Annotated in this window: 13 protein-coding genes; 2 read left to right on the top strand and 11 right to left on the bottom strand. The window is 39.7% G+C overall.

Annotated elements, in window-relative coordinates; genetic code table 11:
• Nucleotides 1-9: 9 nt before the first annotated feature.
• The 4 genes from BIZ36_RS10945 to BIZ36_RS10960 form a co-directional block, all read right to left on the bottom strand.
• The gene (locus BIZ36_RS10945; protein WP_187457945.1) at nucleotides 10-852 is read right to left on the bottom strand and encodes a pseudouridine synthase; all 843 of its coding nucleotides are present in this window, start codon (nucleotides 850-852) and stop codon (nucleotides 10-12) included.
• 79 nt (nucleotides 853-931) lie between these two features.
• Nucleotides 932-1,837 carry a geranylgeranylglycerol-phosphate geranylgeranyltransferase gene (locus BIZ36_RS10950; RefSeq protein WP_187457946.1) on the bottom strand — a complete coding sequence of 302 codons (906 nt, stop codon included), beginning with the start codon at nucleotides 1,835-1,837 and terminating at the stop codon, nucleotides 932-934.
• A 46-nt stretch (nucleotides 1,838-1,883) separates the two neighbouring features.
• Nucleotides 1,884-2,822, bottom strand: a complete 939-nt coding sequence (locus tag BIZ36_RS10955; protein WP_187457947.1) for a mevalonate kinase family protein — start codon at nucleotides 2,820-2,822, stop codon at nucleotides 1,884-1,886.
• 177 nt (nucleotides 2,823-2,999) lie between these two features.
• Nucleotides 3,000-4,085, bottom strand: coding sequence for a diphosphomevalonate decarboxylase (locus tag BIZ36_RS10960; RefSeq protein WP_187457948.1), 1,086 nt, complete (start codon nucleotides 4,083-4,085; stop codon nucleotides 3,000-3,002).
• Nucleotides 4,086-4,173: 88 nt separating this feature from the next.
• On the opposite strand from BIZ36_RS10960, the gene BIZ36_RS10965 reads away from it, so the two are divergent.
• Entirely contained in the window at nucleotides 4,174-4,647 is a 474-nt protein-coding gene (locus BIZ36_RS10965) for a TspO/MBR family protein (protein WP_187457949.1), read from the top strand.
• On the opposite strand, the gene BIZ36_RS10970 is transcribed toward BIZ36_RS10965, so the two are convergent.
• The 7 genes from BIZ36_RS10970 to BIZ36_RS11000 all read right to left on the bottom strand — a co-directional run bounded on the left by BIZ36_RS10970 (nucleotide 4,640) and on the right by BIZ36_RS11000 (nucleotide 13,157).
• Nucleotides 4,640-5,188, bottom strand: coding sequence for a DUF1697 domain-containing protein (locus tag BIZ36_RS10970; RefSeq protein WP_187457950.1), 549 nt, complete (start codon nucleotides 5,186-5,188; stop codon nucleotides 4,640-4,642). The two genes, BIZ36_RS10965 and BIZ36_RS10970, sit on opposite strands and share 8 nt — an antisense overlap.
• A gap of 3 nt (nucleotides 5,189-5,191) precedes the next feature.
• Nucleotides 5,192-6,457: a BaiN/RdsA family NAD(P)/FAD-dependent oxidoreductase gene (locus BIZ36_RS10975; RefSeq protein ID WP_187457951.1), complete on the bottom strand. Its 1,266-nt coding sequence runs from the start codon at nucleotides 6,455-6,457 to the stop codon at nucleotides 5,192-5,194.
• The gene (locus tag BIZ36_RS10980; RefSeq protein WP_222937355.1) at nucleotides 6,457-7,152 is read right to left on the bottom strand and encodes a glycerophosphodiester phosphodiesterase; all 696 of its coding nucleotides are present in this window, start codon (nucleotides 7,150-7,152) and stop codon (nucleotides 6,457-6,459) included. The genes BIZ36_RS10975 and BIZ36_RS10980 overlap by 1 nt, the downstream gene beginning before the upstream one ends.
• Nucleotides 7,153-7,205: 53 nt before the next feature.
• A complete protein-coding gene (locus BIZ36_RS10985; RefSeq protein ID WP_187457953.1) occupies nucleotides 7,206-8,984 on the bottom strand; it encodes an alpha-amylase family glycosyl hydrolase in 1,779 nt (592 codons plus the stop codon).
• 34 nt (nucleotides 8,985-9,018) lie between these two features.
• Complete coding sequence (gene mdxK / locus BIZ36_RS10990; RefSeq protein WP_187457954.1) at nucleotides 9,019-11,331, bottom strand: maltose phosphorylase MdxK; 2,313 nt, start codon at nucleotides 11,329-11,331, stop codon at nucleotides 9,019-9,021.
• 89 nt (nucleotides 11,332-11,420) lie between these two features.
• A complete protein-coding gene (gene pgmB / locus BIZ36_RS10995; protein WP_187457955.1) occupies nucleotides 11,421-12,074 on the bottom strand; it encodes a beta-phosphoglucomutase in 654 nt (217 codons plus the stop codon).
• A gap of 54 nt (nucleotides 12,075-12,128) precedes the next feature.
• Entirely contained in the window at nucleotides 12,129-13,157 is a 1,029-nt protein-coding gene (locus BIZ36_RS11000) for a LacI family DNA-binding transcriptional regulator (protein WP_187457956.1), read from the bottom strand.
• Between the two features lie 344 nt (nucleotides 13,158-13,501).
• Between BIZ36_RS11000 and BIZ36_RS11005 the strand changes: the two genes are divergently transcribed.
• On the top strand, nucleotides 13,502-16,564 hold the full coding sequence (locus BIZ36_RS11005; protein ID WP_187457957.1) for a SusC/RagA family TonB-linked outer membrane protein: 3,063 nt from the start codon (nucleotides 13,502-13,504) through the stop codon (nucleotides 16,562-16,564).
• Nucleotides 16,565-16,570 lie beyond the last annotated feature (6 nt).

Here is a 16,570-nt window from a genome sequence, read left to right on the forward strand (position 1 = left end):
TGAGGCCGCCTAATTAATCATTCTTAAGTTGGCAATTTCCTGCTCCGTGAGGTATCGCCAGTGGCCACGGGGCAAATCTTTCTTGGTAAGACCGGCATACACCACACGGTCCATTTTCACTACCTCATATCCCAGGGTGTCAAAAATTCGCTGAACTATATTGTTGCGGCTGCTATAAATTTCCATGCCCACTTGACTCTTGGGTGCATTGTCCACAAAGCTAACTTCTTGTACCTTAACCACTTTTCCATCTACGGCCAGACCTTCTTGAATCCGCTTTAGATCGGCACTGCGAAGCGGTTTCTCCAATTCTATGTGAAATATCTTCCTAAGTCCATTTTTGGGGCTGTTTAGTCGCTTGCTCATTTCACCATCATTGGTAAAGAGAACCAGACCTGTTGCTTCCTTTCCTATCTTACCTACCGGTTTTAATTCAGATTTAGAAGCCTTGGCAACCAAACTCTGGGCACTACGTTGACTAATATTAGACCTCCCTGTAGCGGTAAATCCTTTAGGCTTGTTCAAAAGCACATATTCCTTCTTAACAGGATTAAGTAATTTCCCGTCAAAACGAACCTCATCTTCCAATTTAACCTTATAACCCATTTCGGTAACAGGTTTGCCATTTACAGTAACATTCCCCGCCGCAATTAACACATCTGCTTCCCTTCTGGAGCATACACCGGAATTGGCAACATACTTATTGAGCCTTACCAAATTGGAATTGGGTGCAGGGGTACCTCCATTTTGTTTTTTTATAGGCGCATTACCCCTAGAAAAACTTTTCTTTCTAAATTTTCCACCCTGTCTCCCGGATGCCCTTCTCCCATCATTAGATTCCGATCTGCTCATAGCCTTCTTATTTTCTGCAAAGGTAAGTTTAATCTTTTAACCCTAATAAATTCCTGTGAATCAATTGAGCAAGTTATATTTAGAGTATTCGGTTGAGTACTAAATCAATATCGATCAATAAAATACTGAACACCCCGGCAACTATGATAAGTTTGATCATATTATGTAGCCCAACGTAATGTAGCTTCGTACGGGCCTTCCACATCATGACCGTCACGACTACCAGCATGACTATACAGCCCAAAAAGTAGAAATGCATATGGCCCACATCAAAATATTCGGTAAGTAAAAAAGTCGGTAGTAAAGCCAACAACAATAATAGACTTATACAGGTTTTAGAAAATTTTTGACCATAGAGTATAGGTACCGTTTTGTAATTCTGTGCCATATCGCCTGCAATATTCTCCAAGTCCTTTATCATTTCCCTACTTAAAATTAGGGTGAAGAGGAACAAGGCATGTACAAAGATGACAGTATCAAAGTTTTTATAATAAACGAACACTGCAAAAAACGGGGTGATTGCCAGCGTGGCAGAAACAAAGTTACCTATGAAGGGTATTTTTTTAAGCTTGTGGGAATAGAACCAAATTCCAAAAATATATGCCGAGAAGAATAGAACGGCTTTAAATGAGACGTAGCTTGCGGCAAAGGTTGCCAAAAAGTTTAGTACAAAATAAGTAATCAACTTAAACTGTTGACTCACCAATCTATCCAACATACTTTTTCTAGGCTTATTGATCAAATCCTTTTCAGCATCATAAAAGTTATTGATAATATAACCGGCAGCAATTACCAAGGTAGATGACAGAACAATGACGAATAAATTAAAATCAAAAAGCACCTCCCTAAGCGGAAGCTCAGGTGCAAGAATGTAAATGGATGCCAAGTATTGCGCCAAGGCTATTACAAAAACATTGTAACCCCTTACGACCGAAAACAAACTCAACAACTTTAAAAGCAGGAGCCTGTTTTTTCGATTGAACATCTATGTGTTTTTTGATTGGTTTCTAATAGGCTCGAGAAGTAGAGACTTAGAAGTTATAGACTACCTCCAAATTGTATCCCTGCAAGGACTTTTTGGCCTTGTCAATATCTTGGGTAAAACCTAAAATGTAGCCTCCGCCTCCAGAACCACAAAGCTTGAGGTAATATTCATTGGTTTCTATTCCTTTTTGCCAGAGCTCATGAAACTTGGCAGGTATCATAGGTTTAAAGTTATCAAGTACTACGTGAGAGAGTTGCTTTAGGTTTCCAAAGAGCGATTTTACATCGCCTTTTACAAAGTCTTCCACGCAGGCATCGGTATGTTTTATGAACTGGTTCTTCAACATACTTCTAAAACCTTCCTGTTTCATTTTTTCCATAAAAATCTGGACCATAGGTGCTGTTTCGCCTGTAGAACCGCTATCCAATAAAAATACAGCTCCCTTACCTTCCAAATTCTGTGCGGGAATACTGGTGGATTCTATATTATCTTGGGAATTGATGAGGATGGGCAAACTTAAATAACTGTTCAATGGATCGAGCCCTGAGGATTTTCCGTGAAAAAAGGATTCCATCTTACCAAAAATCTGTTTTAACTTCAGTAACTTTTCACGGGTAAGATTTTCAAGTACGGTAATCTTATCCAAGGCATATTTATCATAAATGGCGGCAACAAGCGCTCCGCTGCTCCCTACGCCATAGCCCTGTGGAATAGAACTATCAAAATACATTCCGTTGGCAACATCTGCCTTTAGCGATTCAAAATCAAAGGAAACTAATTTTGGATCGTTTTTGTGTATCATTTCCAGGTAACCGGTAAATTCCCTTAAGCTCCTATTGGAACGTTTGGCGTTATCAGACAAATTATCATCTGATTTTAAAGCGCCTTTAAAGAAATTGTAGGGTATGGACAACCCTTTGGAATCTTTGATGATACCGTACTCTCCAAAAAGAAGAATCTTAGAATAAAATAATGGTCCCTTCATTGTATGGTCGATAAGGATACTACAAAAATAAGAAATAAACTATTGCGTTCTATTCAATTGGTGCTAAACAACTTAAATACGCTATCAAAAACTTCGTTCGAGCGCATTACCGCTTTTCACAACCCAAATTAACTGGTTTTAGTATTTGAGTATACGTAAATAATGGCCGAAAGGATTTTAGACCAACTTAATGGCTCCAGTTCCTACTTGATCCTCAATAAATTGTCCGTTCTGGCAATGTGAGGCCAGCTCCTCTTTTATAAACTTGAGTACCACTGTTTTTTCCGCTGCCGGATATAATACGTGAACGTTGGACCCGGCATCAAGAGTAAAGCAAACATGGCTCTTTGTTTCACGCCTAAAAGCCCATATTTTATTAATGATTTGTAAGGTGTTGGGCTTCATCAAAATAAAATAAGGTGTACTGGTCATCATCATGGCATGCAACGTGAGCGCCTCACTTTCTACCACTTGAATAAAACCATCCAAATCACCTGATCTGAAAATGGCTTTTAACGTATCTAAATTGGTATGTGCCTGTTGAAAACGTTGTTCCGCAAAAGGGTGATGGTGCATGAGTCCATGACCTACGGTACTACTTACCGTTTTTTCTCCTTTATCCACCAAAAGTACCGTATCGCAAAAATCCTGGAATACAGCATGTGTTTTAAAAGGGTAGGTAACTCCATAGAAATCACTACTGTTTTCAATCCCCTTATAACTTCCCCATTGAACCAAGGGCCCCTGAATACTTCTACATGCACTTCCAGAACCTAAGCGCGCCAAAAAGGAAGCTTTTTGATTAAAAAAGTTAGGAGTAACGGTAGGGTTCAGTTCTTTTTCTATATCCATTAGACACAAAGCCAAAGCAGACATTCCGCTTGCCGAAGAGGCAATTCCGCTACTATGGGGAAAAGAGTTGGAACTCTCAATGACCAAATGATATTCCTTTAAAAAAGGAAGATAAACTTCTATCCTAGATAAAAAAGTCTGGATTTTGGGTTTAAATTCTTCTTTTGGGCTACCCTCAAACAAGAAATCAAAAGAAAACTGATGCTGCTTTTCCTTTAGTTTCTCATAACTGACCAAAGTTGTTGTAAAGCAAGAATTCAATGTAAAACTGATGGACGGATTTGCCGGAATTTGGTTTTCCCTTTTGCCCCAATATTTAACTAATGCAATGTTACTGGGAGACCTCCACGATGATTTGCCCGATGTTGGCAAATCGTCATACGAATTGGGTATAAAACGGGACTCGGTCATAGATACAATTTTGTGCAAATATACTTTTTAACCCGCTTATCTAAGCCCATAGAAATAATTTGTTAACTTAGGCTTGAAAACCACCCACTTGAAAAGCAAAATACTTCATATAAGCTATGCCGTGGGCATTTGTCTGGTTATAGGCCTATTAGGAAGTTTCGTAACCCAAACTTCAGTTAATGACTGGTACCTTACCCTAAACAAACCTAGTTTTACGCCTCCCGGTTGGATTTTTGCTCCTGTATGGACCGTACTTTACATTATGATGGGAATTGCCGCCGGTATTGTATGGACCAAAGGTTTTTACCATTTATGGGTGAAAACAGCTCTTTACCATTTTGTATTTCAACTTTTGTTGAACGCTTCATGGAGCATTGTGTTTTTTGGGCTGAAAGAGCTTTTTTGGGCCTTGATAGTCATTGTAACCCTATTGATACTCTTAATCTTTACTATTAGATGGTTCAAGGTAGTGAGCAAAATCGCGGCCTGGTTGCTTGTACCCTACTTTATTTGGGTTTGTTTCGCTACCGTTCTCACCTATAGAATTTGGGAGCTTAATTAAGAATGGCTACCATCTGGCTCAACTTTTCCATGGTTCTTTGGTTTCGGGTCGTAGCCTCCACATTTAGTTTTCGTTCTATGAGGTTGTTGTTGAGCTTGGCTTTTCCATATCCGGTATTACATAGTAAATAAACACAATTATCGGTTACGTAAAACTCTTCATTTTCATAAACCTCTTCTTCAAAATGCTTTACCAATACGGAGTCCGGCGTATTTTTTAACAGAACATAGTAAACTTTACCGTCACCCTTCTCGAGTTTTATTTCAAATGGAATACTTGCTAGAATGGTATCCAATTCGGTCTTTGACATTACCAAAACAGGTACCTTAAAACCAAACTCTTTCTCTATTGAATCCTGTATTTTATTTTCCAAAATCCTTTTGTTCTCTTCAATTGAAGAGAATACCACGTTTCCACTTTGTATGTAGGTAGCAACCTTCTCCAAGCCATTTTCCTCTAACAACGAACGCAATTGTGCCATGGGAACCTTTTTGGTTCCGCTTACGTTGATGCCCCGTAAAAATGCAATATACACTGCCATTTATTAAGTTTTAGTAATTGCTTTGGCTACCATATAACCGCCGGTCCAAGCATTCTGAAAATTGAATCCGCCTGTTATAGCATCCACATTTAAGATCTCTCCTGCAAAATATAGATCAGGCAAAAGCTTGCTTTTATAAGTTCTAAAGTCGACTTCCTTTAAATCTACACCCCCAGCGGTAACGAATTCTTCCTTAAAAGTTGATTTACCTTCAATCTTGAGTTCACACTCTGTTAATTGTGCTGCCAAATTTTCCAATTGTTGTTTGTTGATATCCGCCCACTTATCGGCCTTATCTATTCCGGAAGCCTTTACCAAATTGGTCCATAACCTTCTAGGAACCTCAAGTGCTTTGGTTCGCAACACAGTTTTTCTTCCTTCCACTTCCTTCACTTCCCGCAAATAGCCCAAAAGCCCCTCATAATTGTAATCAGGCATCCAATTGACAATAATTTTAAAGTTGTACTTATAGTCGTGTAATATGCGAGCACCCCATGCGGACAATTTTAAGATGGCCGGCCCGCTTAGCCCCCAATGCGTAATGAGAACAGGTCCATCAGCATACAAAATGGGCGTTCTTGTCTTTTTACTTTTAAGTTTTACGGTAATCTTATTCTCAAGCAAATTGTTCTCAAATATCTCAACAATGGCATTGGTAGCGACCCCTGGAATTCCCGCTATTCGTGTATCCTTACAAATAAAGGTGAATAAGGATGGCACGGCGGTCTCAATAGTATGGCCCAGTTGCTTTAATAAATTCCAAATTTTAGGGTTGCTACCTGTTGCTAGCACCAATTTACTACACTCATAGGAGTGCTTGATTGTTTTGATCTGCCACCCCTTGGCCGTATTTTCAAAATGGGTTACAGCACTATGTCTTAGTACCTTTACACCTAATTTTTGGGTAAGATTCAAAAAACAATCGATTATGGTTTGTGAAGAATCCGATACCGGAAAAATACGTCCGTCATCTTCTATCTTTAAGGAAACTCCGTGTTCTTCAAAAAACGCCATGGTATCTCCGCTAGCGAAGGTGTGATAGGGCCCAAGGAGTTCTTTTTCCCCTCGGGGATAATTCTTAACCAACATATTAGGATCAAATTCTGCATGGGTAACATTACACCTACCCCCGCCGGAAATTTTCACTTTCCCGAGTACTTCTTTGCCCCTTTCGAGAATTGCTATTTTAAGAGATGGTTTCGACTTTGCCAGTTGTATGGCCGTAAAAAAACCGGCAGCCCCTCCTCCTACAATAATAACATCAAACATTACTTGACTCGTTCAGGATAGTTGGTAATGATACCGTCTACCCCCAATCTTTTCATTCCAATGATATCCTGCTCATCGTTAACCGTCCAAGGGTAAATTTTTAACCCAGCTTCCTTTAATGCCACATTGTTCTCTGCATTTAACTGCTCAAAATGGGGATTTACGGCTTCGGCATTCAATTCTTTTGCTATTTCTATAGCATCTTTTGGATCCTTACCCGTTAGTATAGCAATGGGGATTTCGGTATTAGAGGCGCGCATATCCTTTAACTCGTCCCATTTAAAACTGGAAATAATAAAATTATTCAATTTCCATGGCCCGTTTTGAATGTTCTCCTTAACAATTCTATTCACCTCCTCAGCCGTATCCGCTCCTTTTAATTCGATATTTAAATCAACTTTGGCAGCCATTTCATCCAAAACCTCCTGCAAGGTGGGAACTTTATGACCGCCCTCTACTACTAATGCCCGCAATTGATCAAAGGAATAGTCTTCGATAAAGCCGCTTCCGTTGGTCAACCGGTCCACTTCATCATCATGAAATACTACAATCTCCCCTGTTCTGATTTTAAAAACGTCAATCTCGATCATATCAACCTTCAGTTCAATAGCCTTCTGAATTGAAGCCAACGTATTCTCCGTTTCGTGACCCATGGCACCTCTATGGCCTATGACAATTGGTTTATTTACACTCATACAAGAAGAGAATGTTAGAGTTAAAAAAAGTATTATGAATGGGCATCTACCTTTCATTTGGTATGTAGTTTAAAAATAAAGGATTCCAAAGGATGTACATCTACCCGCACCTTGGCGCTCCCCTCGTTTACAAATAAAGTTTCTTTATGACCGTACAACATATCCTCCAAAAGGTACTCCCCATCCTTCAAATTCCATTTTTCAATGATATCAGGCGGAAGCTGCAAGTGAAAACCAAACCAATCATTCGCGTGAAAATTGCTTACTACAACCAGTTTTTCATCGTCTGACCAACGTACAAAAGATAGCACATGGTGATTGTAGTACTCCGTATGATCTCTATTATAAAAATGGATATCTTGGTAATGCCCGGTCAAAGCATTGCTGTTGATGGTAAAATTGAGTAACCTTTTGTAAAATTCGCGAAGGGCAGCTTCTTCATCTGACAATTGGCCACCATCGAATTTTTTATCGTTCACCCATCTTTGATGATGTGGCACCCCTATGTAGTCAAAAATTGAGGTTCTGGTAGGGCTTCCAAAACCGGGATGTTCCGCGGCAGGCTCCCCTACTTCTTGACCAAAGTAAATCATTACCGGAGCGGTAGTCATGGTCGCCGATACCACCATGGCCGGTTTTCCCCTTAACGCGTCACCGGCAAAATCTGGGGAAGCAATTCGTTGCTCGTCATGATTTTCAAGAAAATGTAATAAATGATGTTCAATATCTTGGGTTCCTTTTTTGACCACGGGAATATGGTCCGTCCACCCATGGCCTTGCATGATATGTTTTAGGGAATCGTACATTTCCACCTTATCGTACAGATAGTCCATTTTTCCCTTAAAAATGAAATTTCGGTATTCATGGGGATTGTACACTTCGGCCATTAAAAAAGCATTGGGATTCTGCATTTTTATATGCGAGTTCATATAGCTCCAAAATTCTACTGGAACCATTTCCGCCATATCATATCGGAAACCGTCCACTCCCTTTTTTAACCAATACAAGGCAATATCCTTAAACTTCACCCACGCACTGGGTACGGATTTGTCCTTCCAAAAATGAAAATGCTCCTCAAATGATTTATGTGCATACTCATCAGGAAGTATGTCAAAATCGTACGCCCCATCGGGTTTGACCCCATAGTTGATTTTTACCGTTTCGTACCAATCATTAAAATCAGGTTGGGCAGAACGGCTACCATTGCCTGTCCATTTCGCGGGATTTTCCTCAAAATCAGGGTAAGGAGCTAAATCTTCTCCACCCAAAGGCTGATAACCATCGCGCCAATTAGGTACTTGAAATTCATGTTGTGGAAGGTAGTAAAAATCATTGTCCCGAGCATATTCCACCGAAGTATCATCGTCAACACCAAATGGCCGAGAACCCTTAGGTGTGGAGGTCCCTTCATAATTGCGTGCCACATGGTTGGGAACAATATCGATAATAACCTTTAAGCCAGCTTTGTGGGTTCTTTTAATTAGGCTTACAAACTCTTGGAGTCGTTTTTCAGGATTTTTGGCCAAATCCGGATTCACATTATAATAATCCTTTACGGCATAAGGTGAACCGGCCCTTCCTTTGACTACTTCGGGAGAATCATTTGAAATTCCGAAGTCGGAATAATCATTGATCAGGGCGTGATGGGGCACTCCTGTGTACCACATATAAGTACAGCCCAAATCTTTAATTTCCTTAAGCGCTTTGGGGGTAAAATCAGAAAACTTGCCCACACCGTTTTCCTCTACAGTACCCCATGGCTTGTTGTTGGTATTTGTATTACCAAATAGCCTTGTAAAAACCTGATAAACTACCTCCTTTTGCTTTGCCATTACCTACAATAATTATCTATCTCAAAGTCCCCATTTAATGTGGCACCGAAATATCCCTTCCGGGCTTCAATTCCACTTCTTTCTGGTTACATAGTATAGTAATGGCGTCATTACCGGAGATTGAAAACTCCGTTTCTTTCTGTTTCACCGAAACTTTCACCACACTTCCCCTAAAATTGATTTTAAAGGAGTAAGAATCCCATTTTTCGGGAATACGCGGTGTGAACGACAACTGATCATTGGCAACACGCATGCCTCCAAAACCCTCAACGATACTCATCCACGTACCTGCCATAGAAGTGATGTGTAAACCTTCTTCCACCTCTTTATTGTAATCATCCAAATCCAAGCGAGAGGTTCTCAGGTAAAATTTATAGGCCTGCTCCATTTGGTTAAGTTTCGCCGCCTGAATGCTGTGAACGCAGGGAGAAAGGGACGATTCATGAACCGTAAAGGGCTCATAGAAGTCAAAGTGTCTCTTGAGCTCCTCTTCGGAAAAATGGTCTTCAAAAAAGTAAAACCCCTGAAGTACATCTGCCTGTTTAATATAGGGCGAGCGCAAAATACGGTCCCAACTCCATTTTTGGTTGATCGGTCTTTGTGCGGATGGCAAATCTTTTACGGTAATCAATTCTTTATCCAAAAATCCATCTTGCTGTAGGAATACCTTTTTTTCCTCGGAATACGGAAAGTACATTTTATCCGCTACTTTTTTCCAATGTGTAACTTCACCATCGGTCAACTTGGTCTTCCCTACAATTCTTCTATAATCGTCTTCAAAACCATCGTGCACCCTTTGCAATTGCTCCACAGCAAAATTGATGCACCATTGGGCCAAATAGTTTGTGTACCAGTTATTATTTACATTGTTTTCATATTCATTGGGCCCGGTTACCCCAAGAATTACATATTTCTGTTTCTGTTCAGAAAAACTGGCTCTTTGGTGCCAAAAACGGGCAATGCCAATGAGCACTTCAAGACCCATTTCAGGAATATAGGAATAGTCACCCGTAAAACGGCAGTAATTGTAGATAGCGAAAGCTATAGCGCCATTTCGATGGATTTCCTCAAAGGTAATTTCCCATTCATTGTGACATTCTTCACCGTTCATGGTGACCATTGGATATAGGGCCGCGCCATTGGTAAAACCCAGTTTTTGGGCGTTCTCAATAGCCTTCTGTAGGTGATTGTATCGATATTTCAATAGATTTCTGGCCACCTGTTGATTTTTGGTAGCCATATAGAAAGGAATGCAATAGGCTTCGGTATCCCAATAGGTACTTCCTCCGTATTTCTCACCGGTAAATCCTTTTGGGCCAATATTCAATCGGGAATCCCTCCCCAAATAGGTCTGGTTCAACTGAAAAATATTAAAGCGGATACCTTGTTGGGCTTTTACATCGCCCTCAATGGTTATATCGCTCATTTCCCAAATCTCCGCCCATGACTTTTTTTGTTTATCCAAAAGAGTTTCAAACCCTAAATCCAAAGCCTTTTTCAACACCTCTTTGGAAATATCCACCAAATTCTTTCCTTGATGGTTTCTTTCAACTACGTATCCCCCAAATTTTTGAAGTGACAGTGTATCTCCCTTGTTAATCTTTTTGAAATATTCATGCCCTACACACAAGTCTTGCGTAGTTGATCTGGGTTCCAATTCTAAAATTTTCCCATTCATCAACAATTGTGATTGCATGAACGTACAAGTCTTGAATTGTGTCTTCATGGTATAGGCCTCAATGAAACCTTGATTGCCATGGCCATCCACATTGGTCGTATTCCAGAATTTATCATCCCAGTTAGAATCTTCATTGGTGATACCACTATCCAAGTACGGCTGGCATTTTATCTCCAAATCGGAATCAATGGCGGTTATAGTATATTGAATGACCCCTACCTCATCTAAATGTAGACTAAGAAAACGGATTGCTTCCACCTGAATTTTTCTGTCGTTGGGCAGAACAGCTTCAAACGCACGCTTATACCAACCTTCTTTCATATTCAGTTCACGGGTGTACCCGCTAACTTCCTTACAGGTATTCAAATCTAGAGCTTCCCCATTGACCCAAATATTGATGCCTATCCAATTTGGAGCGTTGAGCACCTTAGCAAAATATTCAGGATATCCATTCTTCCACCAACCTACTCTGGTCTTATCCGGATAATAAACCCCAGCAATGTAACTACCTTGAAAAGTTTCTCCGGTATAGGTTTCCTCAAAATTGGCTCGCTGCCCCATGGCACCATTTCCTAGACTGAAAATGCTTTCCGAGGATTTAACCAACTCCTTATCAAAGCCTTCCTCAATAATGGACCAAGGAGTTGCTTTTAAATATTCTTGATTCATAACAACTTAATTACTTGCAATTCAAAATTAGAAATATATAAGTAGCCCTAACCGTAAAGTTGGGAATAAAAACAAAAAAAATATGGCTTCTAGGTAATTAGTCGATCAAGAAAATCGTTGCTGATTTGTGTAAAATCTATATAGTTGTAACGGGCTTCCGATAAAATACTTTCATCCCCAATTCCAATACTGGTCATACCGGCATTGTTCGCTGCCTGTATGCCTGCCAATGCATCTTCAAATACCACGCATGCATTAGGGGGCACCCCCAACTTGTTGGCACCAATAAGAAAGACCTCCGGGTCCGGTTTGGCCTTGGTAACGTTGGTTCCATCTACTAAATAATCAAAGTAGGAGATGAGACCTACTTTTTCAAGAATTGCCCTTGCATTCTTACTCGCAGAACCTAAAGCCATGGGAATATCTTTACCTTTTAGGTAATTAAGTACACGAGGCACATCAGGTAAAATTTCAGAACTATCCATTTTATCGATATAGGCAAGATAGTCCTCATTTTTCTCTACCATCCAGGTATCGAACTGATCTTGCGTGGCAGTCACGTTGCCAATATCCAATAAAATCTCAAGACATCTTTTTCGGCTCACACCCTTGAACAGTTCATTTTGTTCCAAGGTAAATTCAAAACCAAGTTCATTGGCCAACTTTTTCCAAGCGAGGTAGTGATATTTGGCTGTATCTACTATAACACCGTCCAAATCAAAGATAAAGGCCTTTATTCCCATATGTAGAATTTTTCATTAAGGCCCGTAAGTTATAACAAGTAATAAAATTGAAAGTTAATTTAAGGTAGATTCTCTATTGATAATACTTGCTTTAACGATTTCGGTCGTATAACTTTCTTCCTCTTGCCTATCATCTTCTCGTTCCACACGATCAATAAGTAATTTTGCTGCCATCTCACCCATTTGAATACCATGTTGGGCTACAACGGTAAGGGTAGGATTGGAATATCTTGAAAGCAAACCATCTGTAAAACCAATGAATGAAATATCTTCAGGTATTTTCATTCCACGTTTTTTGGCCACACCCATGCATTGAATAGCAAAAATTTCATTTACGCTTAGTATGGCATCAATATCCGTATTGTCAAAAAAAGCGTCTATCATGCTTTCCTGAATATCATCATAAGGTATTACTAAAACTAAATCATTATCCACTTCCATTCCATATTCATTAAGGGCCCTTTTATAACCCTCTGCACGTTTTTCACTTACATTAAAATAACTTTCAGTTGTAGCAAGCGCAATTCTTTTACGCCCCTCCTTCAATAGCTTTATAGTAGCCTCATAAGCAATTTCCTCATCGTTTAAAATAACTTTATCGCAATCTAGATTATCCGTAACACGATCAAAAAGTACTAAAGGCGTTCCTTGATCTACTACTTGTTTAAGGTGAGTAATATCATCTTTTTGCTGCGTTTCAGCAGAAAGTGACATAATAAAGCCATCAATACTACCATTGTTCAACATTTCCATATTGATGACCTCCTTGTCAAAGGTTTCATCCGAAACACATATAATCACGTTATATCCCTGTTCATTGGCATATTTTTCTATACCACGAAATACGGTTGTAAAGAAGTGGTGCACAATATCCGGAATGACCACCCCAATATTTTTAGTACGCTTGTTTTTGAGGCTAACCGCAATATTGTTAGGTTTATAATTATAAAGCTTGGCGAAAGCCTGAATCTTTTCCTTTGTATCCTCGCTAATCTCATCACTGTTCTTTAGGGCCTTTGAGACCGTAGAAATGGAAACTTCCAATTCACGAGCAATATGCTTGAGAGTTATCTTTTGTTTCATTACCTAGTTTTATGTCAGTGAAAATAATGTTAAAAAGCCAAAATGCCCGAAAACGTTTGATTTTTAACAAAAAAACCGGCACCAATAGAATTAAACATATTTTTCCTACAAAAAAGAAAACTTTTATATTTGTTTTATAATACGAATTACCTATTTTTAATTATCAAAAACATGAAACCCACTAAAAACATTGCATTTGATTGGTTTCATCCTAAATTTGAAAAAGTTATTAACACGAAACCGTTTTCGACACTAACTATTTCACCCACCCCTCATTTTTAACCGGCTTTTTACATATTTTTAACTTTTAAACTGAAATTATAACTCAACTTAAATCATTCTTTATGAGAAATTCTCTTTTAAAAAGCTTATTGCTACTCGGGGCATTTTTATGTTTTGGGCTTGCACAAGCACAGGAAATATCGGGAACGGTTTCCGATGCCAGTGGTCCTCTTCCCGGAGCCAGTGTAATAGTTAAGGGAACGACTAACGGTGCGCAGACCGATTTTGATGGTAATTATACATTGGCAGATGTTGAAAACGATGCTATTCTTGTGGTGAGCTATATTGGCTATGCCTCTCAAGAAATACCCGTAAATGGGCAGAGCACCATAAATGTAACCTTACAAGAAGATGCACAGGCACTTGAAGAAGTAGTTATCATCGGATATGGCTCAACGACAGTTAAAGATGCCACCGGGTCTGTTGCCTCGGTGACCTCGGAAGACTTCAATCAAGGGGTTATCTCTTCTCCTGAACAGCTTATTCAAGGTAAAACCGCAGGTGTTCAAATTTCACAATCAAGTGGTGAACCAGGTGCAGGAATCTCACTGAGAATTCGTGGAACTGGATCCGTACGAGGAAACAACAGTCCGTTATTTGTTATTGACGGAGTACCCGTTTCCAACGAAAATGTCTCTGCTTCGGGTGCCGATGTTGGTGTTGGAACAAGCGGATCTAAAAACCCGTTGAACTTCTTAAACCCGAACGACATTGAAAGTATGAGTATCTTAAAAGATGCTTCTGCTACGGCTATCTATGGTTCTAGGGGTGCTAATGGTGTTGTGGTCATTACCACTAAATCAGGTAAGGGAGGCGCTAAAGGTCAATGGAACTTTTCCACCAACCTGAACGTAGCCAAAACTGCTGACCGCTATGATTTACTTACTGCCGACGAATTTATTGCTGGAGGAGGAGCTAACCTAGGTGGCAAAACGGATTGGCAGGATTATGTTTTTAGAACTGCTGCTTCCACCGATAATAACTTAGCGTATTCCCAGAACTATGGCAGTGGAAATGTCAGAGCCACATTCGGTTATTCAAAACAGTTTGGCGTCATTGAAGATACCGATCTTGAAAGAATTACAGGTAGAATCAACCTAAACCAACGTTTTTTAAATGACAAATTGAAGGTGGGTTTTCAGGGTACCATTTCAAGAATTAACGATAACGTACCTTTTGTAAGTAGAACATCAGGTAGTACAGGTGACTTATTGGCTTCGGCTTACTATTCCAACCCTACCCTTTCGGCCAACCCCAATGCCAGTGCGGACCCAGATCGTAACCCCGCAAATTTGCTGGCTTATTATGAAGATGTTACAAACACTAATAGATATTTAGGCAACATTTCATTTGACTATTCTTTTACTGACGAATTTTCAGCTAAATTAAATTTAGGCATTGACAAGTCTGATTCTTACAGAGGACAGGTGGCCGGACCTGGAATTTTAGCCTTACAAAATGGTGCCACCAACAACGGAAGAGCGGCAGTTAGCAATTTGGACACCCAAAACAAATTATTGGAACTTACGGTAAACTATAAGAAGTCATTTGAAAACTCGACACTTGATGCGTTAGCCGGTTATTCTTTTCAAGATTTCAACAGAAAAGGAGAAAATATCATCGGTCAGGGCTACGGCTCAAATGACTTGAATGAAATTTTAAGAAGAACCGTACAAGCCTACGACGATACTAAATATTTTGCCACAGATTACCAAGCATATGGTATAGGAACTTTTGCAGATGCAGCTGACGACGGTGATTTATTTAGAATTTTAAATTTATTTCCAACACCTAATGTCACTACCAGAGCTGTACCAGGTATTCCTATAGATGCTTTGGCCGTTGATACTTTTGACACTACGGACGAGTTGCAATCTTTCTTTGGCAGGATCAACTATACCCTGCATGACAAATATTTGATGACGGCTACGTTTAGAGCTGACGGTTCTTCTAGATTTGGTGAAAACAACAAGTACGGACTTTTTCCATCCGCAGCTTTTGCCTGGAAATTGAACCAAGAAGATTTTGTAAACGAAGACACTTTTTCTACATTAAAATTGCGTTTGAGTTGGGGTATTACTGGTAATCAAGATGGCCTTGGGCATGGCAATTATTTAAATAGAACGCGATGGAGTCAATTAAACATTAATGCTGGTTCACAAATTACGGTGCCAGCAACTTCCGAAGTGGCATTTGCCAATCCAGATTTGAAATGGGAAGAAACCACCCAATATGCCTTTGGTATCGATTTCGGCTTTGCTTCCGACCGATTTACAGGTAATATCGACCTATATAGAAAGGAAACACGCGATATTCTTTTGAACCTACCCGCGGTGCAACCGGCGACTTCCCCCTTTGTATTTCAAAACGTAGATGGTGTTATTCTTAACCAAGGAATAGAATTAGGCTTAGATTATGATATCATCCGCGGAGAAGACTTTAATTGGAATGCCAATTTCAATATCGCCTACAACCAGAATGAGCTAACCGATTATGCCGGTCCAGACATTCAAGCCGGAAATCTATATGGTCAAGGGCTTACAGGTACTACATCACAAATTCTGACGAACGATAAGCCGCTCTTCACCTACTATCTAAGAGAAGTTGATGAGAATTATGTAGTTGATACGGATCCTACAATTTTAGACAAATCCGGTTTACCTAAGGTTACCTCTGGACTTTCAACAAGTGCTTCGTACAAAAACTGGGATGCATCTTTATTCTTTAGTGGGCAGTTTGGCTTTTACGTATATAATAACACCGCCAATGCCCTTTTCGCTTCCCCACAAATTGGAAGCAGGAATAATCTCAAAAGTGTTTTGGATGAAGGTATAATTCTTTCTGCCACCAACCCTAGCACCTATTTTTTGGAAAAAGGTGATTTTGTTAGGTTACAATCCGCTTCCCTATCTTATAATGTTCCTCTTGAAGATGAAGGTTTATTTGACAGTATGCGTCTTAGTGTAAATGGCCAAAACCTATTCTTAATAACCGACTACAGTGGCCTTGATCCCGAAGTAAGCACCACCAATATACCAGCTAATGGCCTACCATCAGCCTCTATTGACTACTTGGCTTATCCGAGACCAAGGACCTTCAGCTTCGGCATTAATGTTACTTTTTAAAAAAAT

The organism is Cytophaga sp. FL35 (genome assembly GCF_014349235.1).
GTDB lineage: Bacteria > Bacteroidota > Bacteroidia > Flavobacteriales > Flavobacteriaceae > Euzebyella.

Excerpts from the sequence above, each read along its gene's own strand:
- BIZ36_RS10945 (WP_187457945.1), bottom strand. The coding sequence starts at position 852 with ATGAGCAGATCGGAATCTAATGATGGGAGAAGGGCATCCGGGAGACAG.
- BIZ36_RS10950 (WP_187457946.1), bottom strand. The coding sequence starts at position 1,837 with ATGTTCAATCGAAAAAACAGGCTCCTGCTTTTAAAGTTGTTGAGTTTG.
- BIZ36_RS10985 (WP_187457953.1), bottom strand. The coding sequence starts at position 8,984 with ATGGCAAAGCAAAAGGAGGTAGTTTATCAGGTTTTTACAAGGCTATTT.
- BIZ36_RS10955 (WP_187457947.1), bottom strand. The coding sequence starts at position 2,822 with ATGAAGGGACCATTATTTTATTCTAAGATTCTTCTTTTTGGAGAGTAC.
- BIZ36_RS10980 (WP_222937355.1), bottom strand. The coding sequence starts at position 7,152 with ATGAGTGTAAATAAACCAATTGTCATAGGCCATAGAGGTGCCATGGGT.
- BIZ36_RS11000 (WP_187457956.1), bottom strand. The coding sequence starts at position 13,157 with ATGAAACAAAAGATAACTCTCAAGCATATTGCTCGTGAATTGGAAGTT.
- pgmB (WP_187457955.1), bottom strand. The coding sequence starts at position 12,074 with ATGGGAATAAAGGCCTTTATCTTTGATTTGGACGGTGTTATAGTAGAT.
- BIZ36_RS10970 (WP_187457950.1), bottom strand. The coding sequence starts at position 5,188 with ATGGCAGTGTATATTGCATTTTTACGGGGCATCAACGTAAGCGGAACC.
- mdxK (WP_187457954.1), bottom strand. The coding sequence starts at position 11,331 with ATGAATCAAGAATATTTAAAAGCAACTCCTTGGTCCATTATTGAGGAA.
- BIZ36_RS10960 (WP_187457948.1), bottom strand. The coding sequence starts at position 4,085 with ATGACCGAGTCCCGTTTTATACCCAATTCGTATGACGATTTGCCAACA.
- BIZ36_RS10975 (WP_187457951.1), bottom strand. The coding sequence starts at position 6,457 with ATGTTTGATGTTATTATTGTAGGAGGAGGGGCTGCCGGTTTTTTTACG.
- BIZ36_RS11005 (WP_187457957.1), top strand. The coding sequence starts at position 13,502 with ATGAGAAATTCTCTTTTAAAAAGCTTATTGCTACTCGGGGCATTTTTA.